Source organism: Actinoplanes ianthinogenes (assembly GCF_018324205.1).
Lineage (GTDB): Bacteria > Actinomycetota > Actinomycetes > Mycobacteriales > Micromonosporaceae > Actinoplanes > Actinoplanes ianthinogenes.
This window is the reverse complement of record NZ_AP023356.1, coordinates 1,573,122-1,588,949: the sequence shown is the minus strand read 5'-3', so window position 1 is coordinate 1,588,949 and position 15,828 is coordinate 1,573,122. Positions and strand designations below refer to the sequence as shown.

The window sequence follows — 15,828 nt, the reverse complement described above, 5'->3', positions numbered from 1 at the left end:
GGCCCGCCTGAGGTTTCACGCCGGGTGCGGCACATCGTTGCCGGCCAAAAACCACCGCGCCGTCACCCAGACCACGTCGAGGTCCAGCCGCGCGTCGAGGTCCAGCCTCGCGTCGAGGCCCCGCCTTGCGTCGAGGCCCCGCCTTGCGTCGAGGCCCCGCCTTGCGTCGAGATCCAGCCCCGCCTCGGGGTCCGGCCGCGCGTCGAGGCCCCGCCTTGCGTCGAGATCCAGCCCCGCCTCGGGGTCCGGCCGCGCGTCGAGGCCCCGCCTTGCGTCGAGATCCAGCCTCGCGTCGAGGCTCGGCCGCGGGTCGGGGTCCGGCCGCGCGGTCCAGACGGCCGACCTGGTCTGCCCGCGATCCCGGTAGCGCCGCATGATCCGGACGTGGTCCGGCCGCCCGACGAACCCGTGCAGAGCCGCTTCGTCCCGCCACACCGACACCGCGCCGCACCGGCCCTGCCACGGCATGGTCCACAACCACAGACCCACGGCGCCCGGCAGCCGCGGCCACTCCCGGCGCAGCCCCAGTCCGGCCCGGTAGATGCCGCCCAGCTCCCGGCGCCGCCCCGCCCGGAAGTCGGTGACGCTGACCAGCACCGGTCCCACGGCGTCAGCGTCCGGCCCCGCGATCCATCGTGTCCGTAACAAGATCAACCCCCCATTTAATGTACGAACGATCGTGCTGAAAATTGCTTCGCAACGTAACACGCCGGGGGAGTCGCCGCTATAGTGCGACCGAACGTTCGTGCGGGAAAGGGTGGCGATGGCGGGGCGGCCACGGGACGAGGAGGCGCGGCGGGTGATCCTGCGCCAGGCGGCGGACATCGCCTCGCGGGACGGCCTGGAGGGCTTGTCGATCGGCCGCCTGGCGGGCGTTGCCGGGGTGAGCAAGAGCGGCCTGTTCGGCTTCTTCGGTTCGAAGGAGGAGCTCCAACTGGCCACCGTCGCGGTCGCGGCGGACGTCTACCTCGCCGAGGTCGTCCGGCCCGCGCTGACCGTGCCGCCCGGAGTGACGCGGTTGCGCCGGCTCTGCGACAGCTGGCTGAGTTACTCGCAGCGCCGGGTCTTCCCGGGCGGCTGCTTCTTCTTCGCGGTCACCGCCGAGTTCGACGCCCGCCCCGGCCGGGTCCGTGACGCGATCGCCGCCGCCGCCCGCCAGTGGCGCGACCTCGTCGAGCAAACCGTCACGGAAGCCCGCGACCTAGGCGACCTCGTCCCCGCCACCGATCCCGGCCAGCTCGCGTTCGAGCTGATCGCGTTCCTGGAGACCGCGAACGCCATGTCGCTCCTGCACGACGACCCCTGGCCCTACGAACGGGCCCGCATCGCGATCGACAGCCGCCTGACCGCCGCCGCGGTGCGCTGAAACCCCGCCCCCGACGGGCGTGCTGCCGGTCGCTGAGGCCGCCTGTCCGCCGGGCGCGGTGCGCTGAGACCCCGCGCCCGACGGGCGTGCTGCCGGTCGCTGAGGCCGCCTGTCCGCCGGGCGCGGTGCGCTGGGACCCCGCGCCCGACGGGCGTGTTGCCGGTCTCTGAGCGCGCCTGCCCGGCGGGCGCGGTGCGCTGGGACCCCGCGCCCGGCTGGCTGGCTGCGGGTCGCTGAGGCCGCCTGCTCGGCGGGCGCGGTGCGCTGAGATCCCGCGTCCGACGGGCGTGTTGCCGGTCTCTGAGCGCGCCTGCCCGCAGGCGCGGTGCGCTGAAACCCCGCGCCGCCTGCCCGCCGGTCGCTGAGGCCGCCTGCCCGGCGGGCTGGCTGCGGGTCGCTGGGCCGCGCGCCGGCGGGCGGGCCGCGGCCTTGAGGGGCGCGCCTCGCCGCTGCGGCCCTGAGCCGTCAGGCCACGTGGCGGAGGGTGGTCAGCCCCTGCACCTCGACCTGGCCGAGCGGGGTGCCGGTCGTCGCGTCCAGCCAGTGGACCGCTCCGGTGGTGCCGGCGTAGACGCGGGCGCCGTCCCGGCTCAGGCCCAGCCCGAGCAGCGGGGCCGGGACGTGCCAGCCGCCGGTGACCGCGCCCGAGGTCCGGTCCAGCACGCTGACCCGGTCCCCGGCCCCGGCCAGGGCACGCCGATCGCCGGTGAAGGCGAGCGCCGCCGCCGTCCCGGCCGGGATCTGCGCCGGTCCGGTCCGGTCGATCGTCAGCGTCTCCAGGTTCGCGTAGGCGATCTGCCCGCTGGTGCCGTCCACCACGGCGAGGCCCTCGGCGTCCGCCGCGATCGCGTGCCCGGCCGCCGGCCCCTCGCCGAACGGGTGCGGCAGGTCCAGGCAGTAGGCCCACCGGTCGGCCAGGTGCAGGACGTGCACGAACGCGTGCGCGTTGCCCGGCCGCCCGGAGAGCAGGTCCCGGGTGTGCCGGTGCCCGGGCTGGTGCGTATAGAGCGTGAGCAGCAGGTTCCCGGCCGCCACCGCCTGCCGCCCCTCGCCGCGCATCTGCTCCTCGGCCCCGTTCGGCACCGGCACCTTGGCCCGGGTGTTCAGCGGCGCCACCTTCCCGCTGCCCAGGTCGAGCACCCGTACCCGATAGTGGTCCGGCGCTCCGGACGGCTGCCACTCCAGCACGAACAGGGCATTCGCGTCGCCGCTGAACGCGTCCGGCTCGACCACCCCGGGCAGGTCGTACTCCCGCGTGCGCCCGTCCACCACGACCAGCAGCGAGGTCCGCTCCCGGCCCTGCGGCACCACGCTCTCCGCGGTCCGGCTCAGCGCACAGGCGCGCCCGTCCGGCGACGCCACCCGCGGCAGCCAGCCCGCCGGCACGCCGGTGGTCCCGATCGTCTCCCCGGTCCCGGTCGCGATCAGCGACAAGACCCCTTCCCGTACGACCGCGAGCCGCGCCCCGTCACTGCTCAGCACCGCCGCGGGCCCGTAGTCGACGGTCCCCTGCGGGGTCAGCCGCACCAGCCCCCGGCCGGTCTCGGCGAGCAACACGTCCGGCGCGGTCGCCGTGGCGGGCGGGGTGGCGGTGTCCCGGCAGCCGGCCGCGCCCAGCGCGAGCCCGGTCCCGGCGAGCAGGAGGAAGTTCCGGCGAGTCGTCATGTACCGGTGACACCACCGGCCGGGAACCGGTTCCCGATCGGTGGTGTCCTATGTACGTGGTGGTGGATGAGGCGGCCGTGGTGGCCCGGGCGCGCGCGGGGGACCTGGACGCGTACGAGATCCTGGTCGGGCACTGCACCGCGCCCGCGCACCGGGCGGCCGTGCTGCTCGGGGCCGGCGCCGACGCGGACGACGTGGTGCAGGAGGCGTTCGTGAAGGCGTACCGGCAGCTGGGGCGATATCGGGGCGAGGCCGGGTTCAAGGCGTGGCTGCTGGCGATCGTGGCGAACGAGACCCGGAACCTGGTGCGGTCCCGGCGGCGGCGGGACGGACTCCTGCAACGCTTCGGGGTGCGGGCCGGGCCCGATCCGGTGGAGCCCGACCCGGCCGAGACGGCGGTGGCCGGGGAACGGCGGCGGCTGCTGCTCGACCACTTGCGCGCCCTCGACGCCCGGGACCGGGACGTGCTGGTCTGCCGATACCTGCTGGAGCTGTCCGAGGCGGAGACCGCGATGACCCTCGGGTTGCCGCGCGGGACCGTCAAGTCGCGGACCGCCCGGGCGCTCGGGAAGCTGCGCGACCGGATGCCGGTGGGGGAGGTGCCCGGTGTCTGAGCGGGACTACGAGGAGCTGGTCGCGGAGCTCCGGGACCTCGGGCGGGCTTACGTCGTACCGGAAGCCCTTGATCAGCGGCAAGCGGTCCGGGCGCGCCTGGCTCGCCCCGCGCCGCGCCGGCATCGCGCCCGGTTCTATCTGTCCGCGGTCGTCGCGGCCCTGGTCCTCGCGGTGGCGGCGATCTCGCCGGCCCGTGCCGCGGTCCTGGACGCGGTCGGCGGGCTGCTCCGGGTGGCCGGCATCGAACTGCGCGACGAGCCGCACGGCGCGCTGCCCGCGACGCCGAGCCCGCTGCCGTCGCAGGAGGCCGCCGGGCTGGCGCAGGCCCGGGCGAGGGCGGCGTTCCCGGTCGTGGTGCCGGAGAAGCTCGGGTCGCCCGACCGGGTGCTTCTCGCCGATCCGGACAAAAACGGCGCGCCGCGTGTGGTCACCCTCCTCTACCGGGGCGGTACCGTGCGTTTTGACCAGTTCGACGGGATGGTGGACCCGGTGTTCCTGAAGACGGCGCCGGACGGGCAGTGGGTGGAGGGCGTCGGTGACGTCGCGGTGTGGCTGGCCGCGCCGCATCCGGTCAGGTACGTCGACCGGGACGGCGTGACCCGGACCGAGACCGCCCGCCTCGCCGGTCCGTCGCTGATCTGGACGACCGGATCCGTCACCTACCGGCTGGAGGGACTTGCCACCCTCGAGGAGGCGAGCGAGGTGGCCCGGTCGGTGCGCTGAGATGAATTAGGAGCCATGAGAGTTCGTTCCGCGGTCCTGGCCGTTGTCGTGTGCGGGGGCCTCGCGGCCTGCACGGTCGAGGCCGGGTCCCGGCCCGATCCGGTGCCCGCGCCACCGGTCGAGCAGTTCTATGTGGACCCGGCCGGGGCGGCCGCGGCGCAGGTGCGGACCTGGGAGTCGGCGGGCCGGCCCGGGGACGCGGCGGCGCTGCGGCGGATCGCCGACGAGCCGGCCGCGGTGTGGTTCGCCGACGCCGATCCCGGGTTCGCCGACCGGGCCCGGAATCTGGTGACCGCGGCCGCGGCGGCCGGGCGGACGCCGGTGCTGGTCGCGTACTGGGTGCCGCAGCGGGACTGCGGCGGGCACTCCGGGGGCGGCGCGCCGGACGCGGCGGCGTACCGGGACTGGATCGGGCAGCTGGCCGGTGCGGTGCACGGGTCGCCGGCGCTGGTCGTGCTGGAGCCGGACGCGGTGACGCACGTGCTGCAAGGGTGCCTGTCCGAGGCGGCCGCGGGGGAGCGGTACGGCCTGCTCGGGGAGGCGATCCGGGCGTTCAAGGCGGATCCGGGGGTGCGGGTCTATCTGGACGGCGGCAACCCCGGCTGGGTCAAGGACGTGGATCGGGTGGTGGACGCGCTGCGCCGGGCCGGGGTGGCCGACGCCGACGGGTTCAGCCTGAACGTGGCGAACTTCGAGACCACCGAGGCGAACATCGGGTACGGCACGGCGATCTCCGACGAGCTGGGCGGCAAGCACTTCGTGATCGACACCAGCCGGAACGGGAACGGCCCGGCGACCGCGGACTCCGGGGACGGGCACTGGTGCAACCCGCCGGGGCGGGCGCTGGGCCCGGCCCCGACCACGCAGACCGGTCACGACCGGGTCGACGCGTACCTGTGGGTGAAACGGCCCGGCGAGTCGGACGGCGAATGCGGCGCCGGCGCCCCACCGGCCGGCCGGTGGTGGCCGGAGTACGCCCTGTCGCTGGCCACCAACTGACCCGTCCGGGCTTTCAGACCAGGTCGGACTGGTGGTCGGCGGCCCACTGGGCGAGCGCGGCGAGCGGCCCCTCCGCCAGGGACTCACCCAGTGGGGACAGGCGGTAGGAAGCGCCACCGCCCGGCTCGGCCGCCCGGGTGATCAGGGCTCGGCTCCGGAGCCGGCGCAGGGACTCGGTGAGGACCTTGTCGCTGATGCCGCCGATGCCGGTGAGCAGGTCGTGCCGGCGCAGCGGGCCGCGGCGCAGCGCGGACAGCACGATCGGGTCCCAGGAGTGGCTGAGCAGTGCGGCCGCGGCTCGCACGTGGCAGTCGGACACGAACGTCTGGCATTCGCCGTTGAGCATGCGGCCATTCTCGCCCGTCCCGTCCTACCGATCGGTAGGAGAAGCCTTCCTAGCGTTCTCGGCGTCATCACTCCGACGAAGGAGATCGCTGTGAACGTGGGGATTCTCGGGACCGGCAACCTGGCCCGGGCGCTGGGCCGGCTCTGGGTGGACGCGGGGCACTCGGTGCTGGTGACCGGGCGCGACCCGGCGCACGTCGCCGAGGCGGCGGAGAAGATCGGGGCGGTTCCGGCCGAGTCCGCCGATCTCGGGTCGCGGGTCGACGTGGTGGTGGTCGCCGTCGCCTGGTCCGGGCTGGTGGAGGCGCTGACGCTGGTGGGCGCGGACCGGGGTGCGCTGGCCGGCACGACCGTGGTCGACTGCACCAACCCGGTCGACTACGCGACCGGGGAGGTGCTCGGGCCGGCGGCGGAGCTGGTGGCGCGGACCGCGACCGGCGCCCGGGTGGTGAAGGCGTTGCACCTGTTCGCGGGGGCGTCGTGGCCTTGGACCGGGCCGGCGGAGCAGGCGCCGGTGGTGGCGATCTGCGGTGATGATCCCGAGGCTCTCGACCGGACGAGCACGCTCGTCGAGGACCTCGGTGGCCGGGCCGGTGTGGTCGGTGGGCTGGGGGCCGCGCGGCAGTTGGAGGAGGCGGCCGGGTTCGTGATGCGGGTCGTCGGGTCCGGGCACAACCCCCGGTTCGCGGTGCCGGACGTGGATCCGGCGCTGCTGCGCGTCCCGGCCGCCGGCTAACGCGGACAACTTCTCGGGCTGGTCCTGGCGGCCCTATCGGGAGTCTGGATAGGGCCGTGGGAGCCAGCTCGGGTTGTCGGGCTGGTCCTGGTGGCCCTGTCGGGTGTCCGGATGGGGCCGTGGGAGCCAGCTCGGGTTGTCGGGCTGGTCCTGGTGGCCCTGTCGGGTGTGCGGGTGGGGCGGTGGGAGCCAGCTGGGGTTGTCGGGCTGGTCTTCATGGCCCTGTCGGGTGTGCGGGTGGGGCGGTGGGAGCCAGCTGGGGTTGTCGGGCTGGTCCTCATGGCCCCTTCGGGAGTCTGGATGGGGCGGTGGGAGCCAGCTGGGGTTGTCGGGCTGGTCCTCATGGCCCTTTCGGGAGTCCGGATGGGGCCGTGAGGACCAGCCCGGGGGCCGGGGGCGCGTGGCGGTCGTGGGGGGAGCGGGCATCGCGGGAGGGCGAGGCACGGGACGGTGCTCGGGGCGTACCGGAAACGGGTCTGGAAAGTCAGGAGACTTGGAGCCAGGTGGCGGGGGACGGGATGCCCTCGGTGTCGGTGAGGAAGAGCATGTACCAGCCCGGGGGGACCAGGCCGCGCTGCTTCGGGATCTGGATCATGAGGCCGCCGGGGGCGCGGCGGATCGGGAGGGCGATCGAGCGCTGGTCGACGTCGGTGCCGTGGGTGACGGCGCTGGGGCGCAGCAGGCGGGCGGTGCGGATCCGGTCGGCGTCCCAGGTGCCGAAGGAGACGGTGCGGCCCCGGGCGACCTCGTCCGGGCCGCCGACGATCGTCGGGCGGGCGCCGCGGAAGAGGTAGGGCGGGCTGTAGATCTCGATGCGCTGTTCGAAGACGCCGGGGTTCTTGCCGGAGCTGTCGTAGATCGGGTCGCTGCCCAGCGTGACCACCCGGCCGTCCGGCAGCAGCAGTGCCTCGGAGTGGTAGTCGCGGCCGACGGTCGGTGCCGCCGCGGTCCGGAAGGCGTTTCGGTACGGGTCGTAGATCTGTGCGGTGAGCAGGTCACTCCGGGTCCTGCCGCGGTACGGGCCGCCGCGGTAACCGGACGAGCCGCCACTGGTGAAGACGGTGTCGTCGGGCAGCACGACGGTGCTGAGGTACCGCGTCGGATGCGGCAGGTCCGGCCCCGGCAGGTAGACCGGGTCGGGCCGGCCGAGGTCGGCGATCGCGGTGCGCGCGGTGGACTTCGGTGAGTCGCCGACGGCGCCGCCACCCATGATCATCACGCGTTGGCGCTGGGCCGGGGGGAGCAGCACCGAGGCGCTGGTCTCGGTCATGGCGGCGTCGCGCAGGCCGGGGACCGGGCGGAAGTCGTTGGTCCGGACGTTCCACAGGCCGGGGGTGCGGCCCACCGTGGCGGAGCCGTATCCGGCGTTCGATCCGGAGAAGAAGAGCCGCTCGTCCTGGGTCAGGAACAGCGCCGGGTAGGTGGGGAAGGGCCGGGTCAGCCTGGGTGCGGCGGCCCAGCGGTGCTCCCGGGCGAGGTAGACCTCGTTGCGACCGGGCAGCATCCGGCCGAACTGGTCGAGGCCGGAGACGGCGAGGACGTTGCCGCCGGCCAGGGGCGCCAGGGTGGGGTACCAGCGGTGGTCGGTGAGGTCGCCGGTGCGGACGTAGCGTTCGGTGTGCGGGTCGAACTCGTAGGAGGTGTTGTCGCCGCCGTACTCCTGCTTCTCGCGAGTGATCTTGTCGGCCACGCCGTAGAGGTTGCGAGCCTTTATGCCTTTAAATCCGACAAACCGATATTGAGCGGGCTGGTTGATCACCCCGGCGTCCCCGGGTTGCAACGCGTCCGCCCAGACCTCTACCTCTCCGGCGTGCACCATGGTCTCCCCGTTGTGCAGCATCTTCGCGGCGGCGGGGACGGTGACGTCGGCACGGGTCGCATATCGCCGCCCATCGGGGCTTTGGAGGAGCGTCCCTTTTCCTATTCTTTGCGGACCGTCGTCAGGCGACTCGTTCTTGATCTTCATGACGCCGGCCGCGTACCTGATGTTCTCCGGCAGCACCTCGTAGGACTTCGTCCCCCCGGCGACCAGCAGCTTCCCGTCCGGCAGGAAGGTGTGCCCCGAGCAGAACATGTCCGTCGGCGTCGGCACCAGCGAGAACCTGTCCCCGGCCGGGTCCCACAGAATCGTCCGGAACGAGCCGGCCTCAAAGTTCTTCCGGTTGTTCCCCGACCCCGCGATGATCAGCACCTTGCCGGTGCTGAGCAGCGCCGCGTGGATCGCGTTGATCCGGAACCCGTCCGGGACCGGCAGCGTCGACCAGTGCCCGTATTCGGCCTTGTAGCCGGGCCGGTTGATGTGGAACTCGTGGTAGCGGTCGGCCGCGAAGACCACGATCGGCCGGTTCGCGGCGAGGACCGCCGCGACGGCGGGGAGGACCGCGAGGCCGCGCAGGAGGCGGCGGGTCAGGGTGGGCTCAGGGCTCATGCGTACGTCCTAACGGGCTGTTCCGTCCGTTGCTTCGGAATTTTTACCGATTTTTCGGGCGGCTTGTTGATCGCCCACAGGGCCGGCGGGGTCAGGCAGAGCGCCATGTTCAGCGCCGGCCACAGCCACATCAGCCCGTGCGTACGCCCGGTCACCACCGCCGTCACGAGCAGCCCCGCGAAGAAGGCCGCCCAGCTCAGATGGCTCCGGAAGGTGCCGACCCGGTCGGGGCTGGCCGAGTCGCCCTTCGGCGTGACCACGAACCCGGCCCGCCGGCGCAGCAGCGTCTGCCGGAACGACGCCACGTAGATCGGCGCGCACAGCGTGGAGAGCAGCATCCCGGTCAGCCCGGACGAGCCGGCCTCCTCGTGCGGGCTCACGTTGTGCCGCCGGTTCCACAGGTAGAGGCCGACCTGGAACATCGCCGCGTCCACGTAGAGCATCGACCACACCTGCTGCGGGACCTGCACGCCGCGTACCCCGAGCACGATGTGCGCGACCGCGGTGCCGGTGCCGAGCAGCCACGCCACCGCGGTCATCGGGTAGTACGCCATCAGCAGCGCGTAGTGCAGCGTCCGCCGTACCCCGAGCCGGCGGATCCGGGGCAGGAACCCGGCGACGCAGACCTCGTCGGTGCCGCGCGACCACCGGTGCTGCTGACTGAAGTAGTCGGTCCACGCCGACGGGCCCTCGCCGACCGCGAGCACGTCCGGGGTGTACACCGAGCGCCAGCGCTTCCCGGTCACCGGATTGCGGGCGGCGTGCAGGGCGAGACTGGTCGCCATGTCCTCGGTGATCGAGTCCTGGAGCCCGCCGATGCTCCGCAGCGCCGCGATCCGGACCGCGTTGTTCGTCCCCACCAGCATCGGCGCGCCCAGCTTGTTGCCGGCCCGCTGGAGCAGCGAGTGGAACAGGTACTGCTGCGACTCGGCCCAGCGGGTCACCAGGTTGTCGTAGTTGCCGTAGATCTGCGGGCCGACCACGAACGCCACGTCCGGGTCCCGGAAGTAGCCGAGCAGGCGCTCGCCGAACGACGGCAGCGGCACGTGGTCCGGGTCGACCGAGACGAACACGTCGTAGTCGTCGCCGTGCGCGTCCACCCAGGCGTTGTAGTTGCCGTGCTTGGTCCTCGCCTTGAACCCGCCGCTCGGGGTGTTCCACCGGGGTACGCCGCGCCGGCTGAAGTGGCGGACGCCGGCGCTCGCGCACATCTTCTTGACCTCGTCGTCGTCGCCCTCGTCGAGCAGCCAGACGTCATGATCGCCGCGGATCCGGGTCGCCGCCCGCAGGGTCTCCTCGACCATCTCGATCGGCTCCTTGCCCGGGACGATCGTGGTGAGGAAGGCGACCCGCAGGCCCGGCTCCGGCGGCACCGGCACCGGGTCCCGGGCGCGCAGCGTGGCCAGGCACAGGGTGACCACGTTGACCAGGCGGAACAACTCGATGAGGGCGATCGCGGCGACCATCACGGTGGAGACGAACCCACCGGACAGGTCGGCCGAGGTGAGCAGCCAGCCGAAGAAGGTGGCCTCCAGGGTGAACGCGAAGATCGTGATCAGGAGGCTGCGGATCGGGCGGTTCCGGGTCAGTGGTCGCAGGCGGACCCGGTAGTCGCCCGTCGGGGCCGGATCGGCAGGACCGGCCAGGCGGCTGAAGCTGTCATAGTCGTAGGGCATCTTGCTCCCTGAGCAATGTGGACAGATGGCCCGGTCGATCCAGCACGCAAGTCAGCATTTTTCATAGGTGAACCGGATTTTTCCGGGCACAACTGGACAGTAGTCAGCGAGAGCCCGGACTGGACATCCCCCGCACCCGATCGTGGGACCGACCATCCGCGACGAGTTGGTCAGTAAACCTTCGAACCGATACGCCCTGTGATCCGTTTGCTTTGTCGAGGCGGGCGAACGTCACCCGTCCGGGAATCGACAAGGCGGTGGCGATGCTAGTTCTCTTCCTGCTCATCCTGGTGCTGGCCGCCGCCTGCGTGCTCGCGGTGCGCGGCGTCCGCGCCGAGGCGCGGGCCGCGGCGGAACCCCTGCTGGTGCCGGAATCGTTCTTCGCTCCACAGAGTCTGGAGGGCGTCCTCTGCGGCCAGCTGCTGGACGGCGACATCACCCGCCGTCAGTATCTGCGATCGATGGAGGGCCTCGCCGCCCGCGACGAGGAGCGACACCCGCTGGTCGTCCCGTGGCATCTCGGCGCCGGCGAGGAGTGACGCAGCGCTACGGTCGTCAGGCCGTCGTCATCCGGGCGACGGCTTCCGTCAGCGAGATGACGTCGGCATACTTCGCGTCGAGGTCGAAGAGGCCGGCCTCGTGCGGGCCGGCCGAGCGGTCGGCGCAGGCCTCCCGGACGACCATCGGGCGCAAGCCGTGCTGGAGGGCGTCCAGGGCGGAGGCGCGCACGCAGCCACTGGTCGAGAAGCCGCCGATCACCAGGGTGTCGATCCGGTGCGAGACGAGCCAGGCGGCCAGTGAGGTGCCGGCGAACGCGCTCGCGTAGTGCTTGACCACGACGAGCTCGCCGGGCGCCGGGCCGAGCGGCGGCGCGAACCCGGCGAGAGCCGACCCGGCCGCGAACGCCTTCAGCGCTGGGACCTTCGCCGCGAAGAGCGGGGCCTCGGCACAGGACTCGTCGGCGAAGTGGACCCGGGTCCAGACCACCGGAAGGCCCGCGGTGCGGGCCGCCGCGGCCAGCGCGGACATCGCTTCGGCAGCGGCATTTCCGGTACGCAGGTAGAGCGGTGACTCCGGATGCGTGTAGGGCGGTCGGCCCGGACGGCCGGCTCGTCGAGCCGGGCGAGTTGTACAGCCGCTCGCCCTACCTGATGAACGGTTACCACGAGAATCCGGCGGCGACCGCGGCCTGCACCACCGCGGACGGCTTCCTCACCTCCGGCGACATCGTGATCCGCGACGAGGAGGGCTTCATCTCGATCGTGGACCGGGTCAAGGACGTGATCATCACGGGCGGAGTGAACGTATACCCGCGGGACGTCGAGGAAGTGCTGCTCACGCACCCGTCGGTGACCGAGTGCGCGGTGGTCGGCGAGCCCGACGACCGCTGGGGTGAGCGCGACGAGTACGTGAAGTGGGGCGGCCACGCCGAGAACTACGAGCACGAGCACGCCCCGGTGATCTCCTCCCTGCCGGTCCGCTCCCGCTCCCGCGGCGAGTGGTCCGGCGACGGCATGTGATCAGAACCGGTCGAACGGCGTGATCCGGGGAGCGAACGCCGAGTTCAGCTGCAACACCACGATCAGGCCGATCCCGACGTAGGTGTTCCAGCACGCCAGCACCACCCCGACCAGGTAGAGGGCCTGCGCCACCACGATCCGGCGGCGCAGGCTCCCGGCGAAGCCCGGCTCCCGGTCCTCGCGCAGCAGCCCGGCACGATCCGAATACCGCAGGCAGGCGAGCAGCAGCAGGCCCAGGACCAGGATGTTCACCCAGTAGACCAGCAGCGCCAGGCGCACCGTCATGTACTCGGCGAGCAGCGCCGTCGAGAACGGCATGAACGAGACGCCCAGCAGGAACGACAGGTGCAGCCAGCTGAGCTGCCGGTCCCCGCGCGTGCAGTAGTTGAGCTGCGTCTGCTGCCCCATCCAGAACATCCCGAGCGTCAGGAAGCTCAGCGCGAACGCCAGCGCGCTCGGCCCGACGTGCGTCAGTGCGCTCCACAGCGCCCGCTCCGGCTCGGTCGCTCCGTCCGCCCACATCGGCCGCTGCCGGCGTACCTCCTCGACCACCGGCACGTGCAGGTCGAGCACGAGCAGCGTCATGGTGACCGCGAAGATCCCGTCGCTGAGCGCGGACAGCCGGTCGACGCTGCCGCCGGCGATCCGGTGATAGAGAGTGCGCCGTTGCTCCATCCGCCGACCCTGTCAAAGATCCGCGCTTCCGCGCGACCCCGGCCACCTTCCGGAGATTCTTTCGGTACGCCGTGAAAGGCGTTCCCGGGTGCCGGACATGAAGCAGGGTGGACCTCGTGAACGTGGACGCCCGGCGGGTGCGGTTCGAGACGATCGCCCCGGCGGTCATCGACGCCGTGCGCCGTTACCTGGCGCGGCGGACCGACCCGGCGACCGCGGACGACGTGCTCTCCGAGACGCTGCTGATCTGCTGGCGGCGGCTCGACGAGATGCCGGCGGAGCACCTGCCCTGGGCGTACGGCGTAGCCCGCTGGTGCCTGGCCAACGCGGACCGTGGGCGGCGCCGCCAAGCCCGCCTGACCGCCCGCATCGCCGTCCTTGATCCGCCGCCGGAGGCGGTGGCCGGTCCCGGGCCGGACGACGACGACCTGCGCGCCGCGCTGGCCGCGATGCGCCCCGAGGACGCCGAGCTGCTGCGCCTGTGGGCCTGGGAGGACCTGTCGCCGGCCCAGATCGCGGTGGTCCTCGGCATCTCGGCGAACGCCGCGACGATCCGCCTGCACCGCGCCCGGCAGCGGCTGCGAAAGCTGATCGAGGGTGCCGGACATGAGGAGTCGACCGAAGGGAGCCGGCCGTGACCGACGACGACCTGCGTGACCGTGTGCGGCGCGCCGACCCGGCGGCGTCACTGGCGCCGCTGCCTCCCGCCCGCCTCGCTCGCCTCGTGGAGGACACCATGACAAACACCGTCGTCAGCACCCCGGTCACCCGGCGGCGGCGCACTGCCCTGCTCGCCGCGGCGGTGGTCGTGCTGCTCGCCGCCGCCGGCGGCTGGTTCCTGCTGCGGCCCGCCGTGGACGGCTCCTCGAAGCAGGTCGCCGTCGAGCCGTTGCCCGCCATCTCGGTCGGTGTGATCAAACTTGGTCTGGCCGGGGTGGCGGCCAAGTGCGTCGAGCCGTCCGCGCCGGTCCTGAAGTCGCGCGCCGATCTCGCCTTCGCTGCCACGGTCCGCGACGTCGAGGGCGAGCGGGTGACCCTGCAGGTCACGCGCGTCTACCTGGGGAACGCCGGAGACCTGGTCGAGGTCGACCAGCCGGGCGGCTCGGAGGGCCTGGTCGGCCGGGGCGCCTTCGTCCCCGGCGAGAAGTACCTGGTCGCGGCCGTCGACGGTGACGTCATGATCTGTGGCTACAGCGGCTCGGCCGACGCGCCCGGCTTGCAGGAGATGTTCGACGAGGCGTTCTGACCGCGGCCGGGCCGGGGGATCAGGCGTTGAGGGAGAGCCGGACCGTGACGGTGTCCCCGACGTCGATCCCCTCGGCCTGCCGCACCTTCGCCTTGACCGGCACGATGTAGCGCCCGTCCTTCGGCCACAGCGACGTGGTCCAGTCGGTGCGCCCGATCCGGGCCGCCACCGGGATCATCCCCCACCCGTAGCTGACCAGCGACGACGCCGCCTCCAGCTCGTCGCATTGCGGGTCCGGGACGGTCACGAAGTGCCAGGGGGCGGGGCCCCGCCAGAACCACAGTTCACCCTGGAACTCGAGATCCATGGCGCCGATCTTAGGTGTACGTTCCCTCCGCATCGGACCGCGCTCGGGCGGCGAGCACCCGCGGCAGGTTGGTCTCGGACCAGAGGCGGAGCTGTTCGAGCAGGTCACAGGCGCTGCGGCCGAGCTCGGTCAGTGCGTAGTCGACCTGCGGCGGGCTGGTCGGGTGCACGGTGCGGGTGATCAGGCCGTCGCGTTCCAGGTTGCGCAGCGTCTGGGTGAGGGTTTTCTGGGTGATGCCGTCGAGGCGGCGGCGCAGCGCCCCGAAGCGCACCGGACCGCCGCGCAGGGTCGGCACGATCAGCGCGACCCACTTGCTGGCGAGCACGTCGAGGACGGTGCGGGACGGGCAATCGCGCAGGTAGGCGTCGGCGCCGTCGCATCCGGGCACGTCAACGGTGGTATCCATGAGGTACCTATATACCTTCAAGGTGCCTGGTGTACAGAAGCTACCGACCTCGACGACGATGAATGGCATGCGATATGTGACTCAGCATCGTTTCGGCGGCCCCGAGGTTCTGACGCTCGCCGAGGGGCCGGCGCCGGAGCCGTTGCCGACCGAGGTCCTGGTCCGGGTGCACGCGACCGGCGTCAACCCGGTCGAGGCGTTCATCCGCTCCGGCGCGTTCCCGCTGCTCGGCGAGCCGCCGTTCGTGCTCGGCTGGGAGATCTCCGGCGTGGTGGAGCACGTGGTGCCCGGCACCGGCCGCTTCCGCGTCGGCGACGAGGTCTACGGCCTGCCGTTCTTCCCGCGCGCGGCGGGCGGTTACGCGGAGTACGTCGCCGCGCCGTCCCGGATGCTCGCCCGCAAGCCGGCCGGTCTCGATCACGTGCACGCCGCGGCGCTGCCGCTGGTCGGGCTGACCGCGTGGCAGGGCCTGGTCGAGTACGCGGGCGTCGACAAGGGTCAGCGGGTGCTGATCCACGGTGCCGGCGGCGGCCTCGGGCACGTCGCGGTGCAGATCGCCAAGGCCCGGGGCGCGTACGTGATCGGCACCGCGAGCGCCGGCAAGCACGCGTTCGTCCGCGGGCTCGGCGCCGACGAGGTGATCGACCATCGGCGGGTGGACTTCACCACGGCGGTCCAGGACGTCGACGTGGTGTTCGACGTGATCGGCGGCGACAACGGTCCCCGATCGCTGACCGTGCTGCGTCCGGGCGGCACCTTCGTCACCGCCGTCGACCGGACCAACGCCCCGCTGGCCGCTCTGACCGAGGCGGCCGGCCTGCACTTCATCGGCGTCGGCGTGGAACCGGACGGTGGTGGCCTGGAACACCTGACCACCCTGGTCGACGAGGGGCTGCTCGTCCCGCACGTCTCCCACGTGCTGCCACCCACCGAGATCCGCCGAGCTCACGAACTTATCGAGTCGGGCCACACCCAGGCCAAAATAGTCATCGACTTCCGGAGCTGATCCCCGAGAGGGAGGCGGATTTCGGACAGATTCTGTGGGAGGAAAGAAGCATCTGTGGCCGGTTTGCTGGCGCGGGGCTCATGCATGATGGATCGACGGGCAGGCGGGAGGCGGG

General features: G+C 72.5%; 19 protein-coding genes. 10 read left to right on the top strand and 9 right to left on the bottom strand.

Annotation, left to right across the window (positions count from 1 at the left end; genetic code table 11):
• Positions 1-15 precede the first annotated feature (15 nt).
• Positions 16-606, bottom strand: coding sequence for a hypothetical protein (locus Aiant_RS07230; protein WP_189332769.1), 591 nt, complete (start codon positions 604-606; stop codon positions 16-18).
• A 157-nt stretch (positions 607-763) separates the two neighbouring features.
• Here Aiant_RS07230 and Aiant_RS07225 point away from each other — a divergent pair, with 157 nt between their 5' ends.
• A complete protein-coding gene (locus tag Aiant_RS07225; protein ID WP_189332770.1) occupies positions 764-1,366 on the top strand; it encodes a TetR/AcrR family transcriptional regulator in 603 nt (200 codons plus the stop codon).
• A 465-nt stretch (positions 1,367-1,831) separates the two neighbouring features.
• Here Aiant_RS07225 and Aiant_RS07220 read toward each other — a convergent pair whose 3' ends face one another.
• The gene (locus tag Aiant_RS07220; RefSeq protein WP_189332771.1) at positions 1,832-3,031 is read right to left on the bottom strand and encodes a YncE family protein; all 1,200 of its coding nucleotides are present in this window, start codon (positions 3,029-3,031) and stop codon (positions 1,832-1,834) included.
• A 50-nt stretch (positions 3,032-3,081) separates the two neighbouring features.
• Between Aiant_RS07220 and Aiant_RS07215 the strand changes: the two genes are divergently transcribed.
• Genes Aiant_RS07215 through Aiant_RS07205 form a run of 3 tightly spaced genes read left to right on the top strand, consistent with a single transcriptional unit; the run spans position 3,082 to position 5,368 of the window.
• Complete coding sequence (locus tag Aiant_RS07215) at positions 3,082-3,645, top strand: RNA polymerase sigma factor (protein ID WP_189332772.1); 564 nt, start codon at positions 3,082-3,084, stop codon at positions 3,643-3,645.
• The gene (locus Aiant_RS07210; RefSeq protein WP_229830537.1) at positions 3,638-4,369 is read left to right on the top strand and encodes a hypothetical protein; all 732 of its coding nucleotides are present in this window, start codon (positions 3,638-3,640) and stop codon (positions 4,367-4,369) included. Before Aiant_RS07215 ends, Aiant_RS07210 begins: the two co-directional genes overlap by 8 nt.
• Before the next feature lie 15 nt (positions 4,370-4,384).
• Positions 4,385-5,368, top strand: coding sequence for a glycoside hydrolase family 6 protein (locus tag Aiant_RS07205; protein WP_189332773.1), 984 nt, complete (start codon positions 4,385-4,387; stop codon positions 5,366-5,368).
• Positions 5,369-5,381: 13 nt separating this feature from the next.
• Here the strand turns inward: Aiant_RS07205 and Aiant_RS07200 are convergent, their stop codons facing one another.
• Positions 5,382-5,714 carry a winged helix-turn-helix transcriptional regulator gene (locus Aiant_RS07200; protein WP_189332774.1) on the bottom strand — a complete coding sequence of 111 codons (333 nt, stop codon included), beginning with the start codon at positions 5,712-5,714 and terminating at the stop codon, positions 5,382-5,384.
• 90 nt (positions 5,715-5,804) lie between these two features.
• Here Aiant_RS07200 and Aiant_RS07195 point away from each other — a divergent pair, with 90 nt between their 5' ends.
• On the top strand, positions 5,805-6,449 hold the full coding sequence (locus Aiant_RS07195; protein WP_189332775.1) for an NADPH-dependent F420 reductase: 645 nt from the start codon (positions 5,805-5,807) through the stop codon (positions 6,447-6,449).
• Between the two features lie 484 nt (positions 6,450-6,933).
• On the opposite strand, the gene glxA is transcribed toward Aiant_RS07195, so the two are convergent.
• Positions 6,934-8,877, bottom strand: a complete 1,944-nt coding sequence (glxA, locus tag Aiant_RS07190) for a radical copper oxidase GlxA (RefSeq protein ID WP_189332776.1) — start codon at positions 8,875-8,877, stop codon at positions 6,934-6,936.
• Positions 8,874-10,553 carry a glycosyltransferase family 2 protein gene (locus tag Aiant_RS07185; RefSeq protein ID WP_189332777.1) on the bottom strand — a complete coding sequence of 560 codons (1,680 nt, stop codon included), beginning with the start codon at positions 10,551-10,553 and terminating at the stop codon, positions 8,874-8,876. The genes glxA and Aiant_RS07185 overlap by 4 nt, the downstream gene beginning before the upstream one ends.
• A 263-nt stretch (positions 10,554-10,816) precedes the next feature.
• Between Aiant_RS07185 and Aiant_RS07180 the strand changes: the two genes are divergently transcribed.
• Positions 10,817-11,092: a hypothetical protein gene (locus Aiant_RS07180; protein ID WP_189332778.1), complete on the top strand. Its 276-nt coding sequence runs from the start codon at positions 10,817-10,819 to the stop codon at positions 11,090-11,092.
• A 16-nt stretch (positions 11,093-11,108) separates the two neighbouring features.
• On the opposite strand, the gene Aiant_RS07175 is transcribed toward Aiant_RS07180, so the two are convergent.
• The gene (locus tag Aiant_RS07175) at positions 11,109-11,582 is read right to left on the bottom strand and encodes an isochorismatase family protein (RefSeq protein WP_189332779.1); all 474 of its coding nucleotides are present in this window, start codon (positions 11,580-11,582) and stop codon (positions 11,109-11,111) included.
• A 38-nt stretch (positions 11,583-11,620) separates the two neighbouring features.
• On the opposite strand from Aiant_RS07175, the gene Aiant_RS07170 reads away from it, so the two are divergent.
• On the top strand, positions 11,621-12,073 hold the full coding sequence (locus tag Aiant_RS07170; protein WP_229830538.1) for an AMP-binding enzyme: 453 nt from the start codon (positions 11,621-11,623) through the stop codon (positions 12,071-12,073).
• Here the strand turns inward: Aiant_RS07170 and Aiant_RS07165 are convergent, their stop codons facing one another.
• Positions 12,074-12,748, bottom strand: a complete 675-nt coding sequence (locus Aiant_RS07165; RefSeq protein WP_189332780.1) for a TMEM175 family protein — start codon at positions 12,746-12,748, stop codon at positions 12,074-12,076.
• Between the two features lie 116 nt (positions 12,749-12,864).
• Between Aiant_RS07165 and Aiant_RS07160 the strand changes: the two genes are divergently transcribed.
• Together Aiant_RS07160 and Aiant_RS07155 are read left to right on the top strand one after the other, a co-directional pair.
• On the top strand, positions 12,865-13,386 hold the full coding sequence (locus Aiant_RS07160) for an RNA polymerase sigma factor (protein ID WP_189332781.1): 522 nt from the start codon (positions 12,865-12,867) through the stop codon (positions 13,384-13,386).
• Positions 13,383-13,994 (top strand): hypothetical protein, encoded by a 612-nt coding sequence (locus tag Aiant_RS07155; RefSeq protein ID WP_189332782.1) that lies wholly within the window; start codon positions 13,383-13,385, stop codon positions 13,992-13,994. The genes Aiant_RS07160 and Aiant_RS07155 overlap by 4 nt, the downstream gene beginning before the upstream one ends.
• A 19-nt stretch (positions 13,995-14,013) precedes the next feature.
• Here Aiant_RS07155 and Aiant_RS07150 read toward each other — a convergent pair whose 3' ends face one another.
• Positions 14,014-14,301: a DUF1905 domain-containing protein gene (locus Aiant_RS07150; RefSeq protein ID WP_189332783.1), complete on the bottom strand. Its 288-nt coding sequence runs from the start codon at positions 14,299-14,301 to the stop codon at positions 14,014-14,016.
• Positions 14,302-14,311: 10 nt separating this feature from the next.
• Positions 14,312-14,707 carry a winged helix-turn-helix transcriptional regulator gene (locus tag Aiant_RS07145; protein ID WP_189332784.1) on the bottom strand — a complete coding sequence of 132 codons (396 nt, stop codon included), beginning with the start codon at positions 14,705-14,707 and terminating at the stop codon, positions 14,312-14,314.
• A 67-nt stretch (positions 14,708-14,774) separates the two neighbouring features.
• Here Aiant_RS07145 and Aiant_RS07140 point away from each other — a divergent pair, with 67 nt between their 5' ends.
• Positions 14,775-15,713: an NADP-dependent oxidoreductase gene (locus tag Aiant_RS07140; protein WP_189332785.1), complete on the top strand. Its 939-nt coding sequence runs from the start codon at positions 14,775-14,777 to the stop codon at positions 15,711-15,713.
• The last annotated feature ends 115 nt before the right edge of the window (positions 15,714-15,828 follow it).

Coding starts and splice junctions, on each gene's coding strand:
- Aiant_RS07225 (WP_189332770.1), top strand. CDS start 764: ATGGCGGGGCGGCCACGGGACGAGGAGGCGCGGCGGGTGATCCTGCGC.
- Aiant_RS07220 (WP_189332771.1), bottom strand. CDS start 3,031: ATGACGACTCGCCGGAACTTCCTCCTGCTCGCCGGGACCGGGCTCGCG.
- Aiant_RS07215 (WP_189332772.1), top strand. CDS start 3,082: ATGTACGTGGTGGTGGATGAGGCGGCCGTGGTGGCCCGGGCGCGCGCG.
- Aiant_RS07205 (WP_189332773.1), top strand. CDS start 4,385: ATGAGAGTTCGTTCCGCGGTCCTGGCCGTTGTCGTGTGCGGGGGCCTC.
- Aiant_RS07200 (WP_189332774.1), bottom strand. CDS start 5,714: ATGCTCAACGGCGAATGCCAGACGTTCGTGTCCGACTGCCACGTGCGA.
- glxA (WP_189332776.1), bottom strand. CDS start 8,877: ATGAGCCCTGAGCCCACCCTGACCCGCCGCCTCCTGCGCGGCCTCGCG.
- Aiant_RS07185 (WP_189332777.1), bottom strand. CDS start 10,553: ATGCCCTACGACTATGACAGCTTCAGCCGCCTGGCCGGTCCTGCCGAT.
- Aiant_RS07180 (WP_189332778.1), top strand. CDS start 10,817: ATGCTAGTTCTCTTCCTGCTCATCCTGGTGCTGGCCGCCGCCTGCGTG.
- Aiant_RS07175 (WP_189332779.1), bottom strand. CDS start 11,582: ATGTCCGCGCTGGCCGCGGCGGCCCGCACCGCGGGCCTTCCGGTGGTC.
- Aiant_RS07165 (WP_189332780.1), bottom strand. CDS start 12,748: ATGGAGCAACGGCGCACTCTCTATCACCGGATCGCCGGCGGCAGCGTC.
- Aiant_RS07150 (WP_189332783.1), bottom strand. CDS start 14,301: ATGGATCTCGAGTTCCAGGGTGAACTGTGGTTCTGGCGGGGCCCCGCC.
- Aiant_RS07145 (WP_189332784.1), bottom strand. CDS start 14,707: ATGGATACCACCGTTGACGTGCCCGGATGCGACGGCGCCGACGCCTAC.
- Aiant_RS07140 (WP_189332785.1), top strand. CDS start 14,775: ATGCGATATGTGACTCAGCATCGTTTCGGCGGCCCCGAGGTTCTGACG.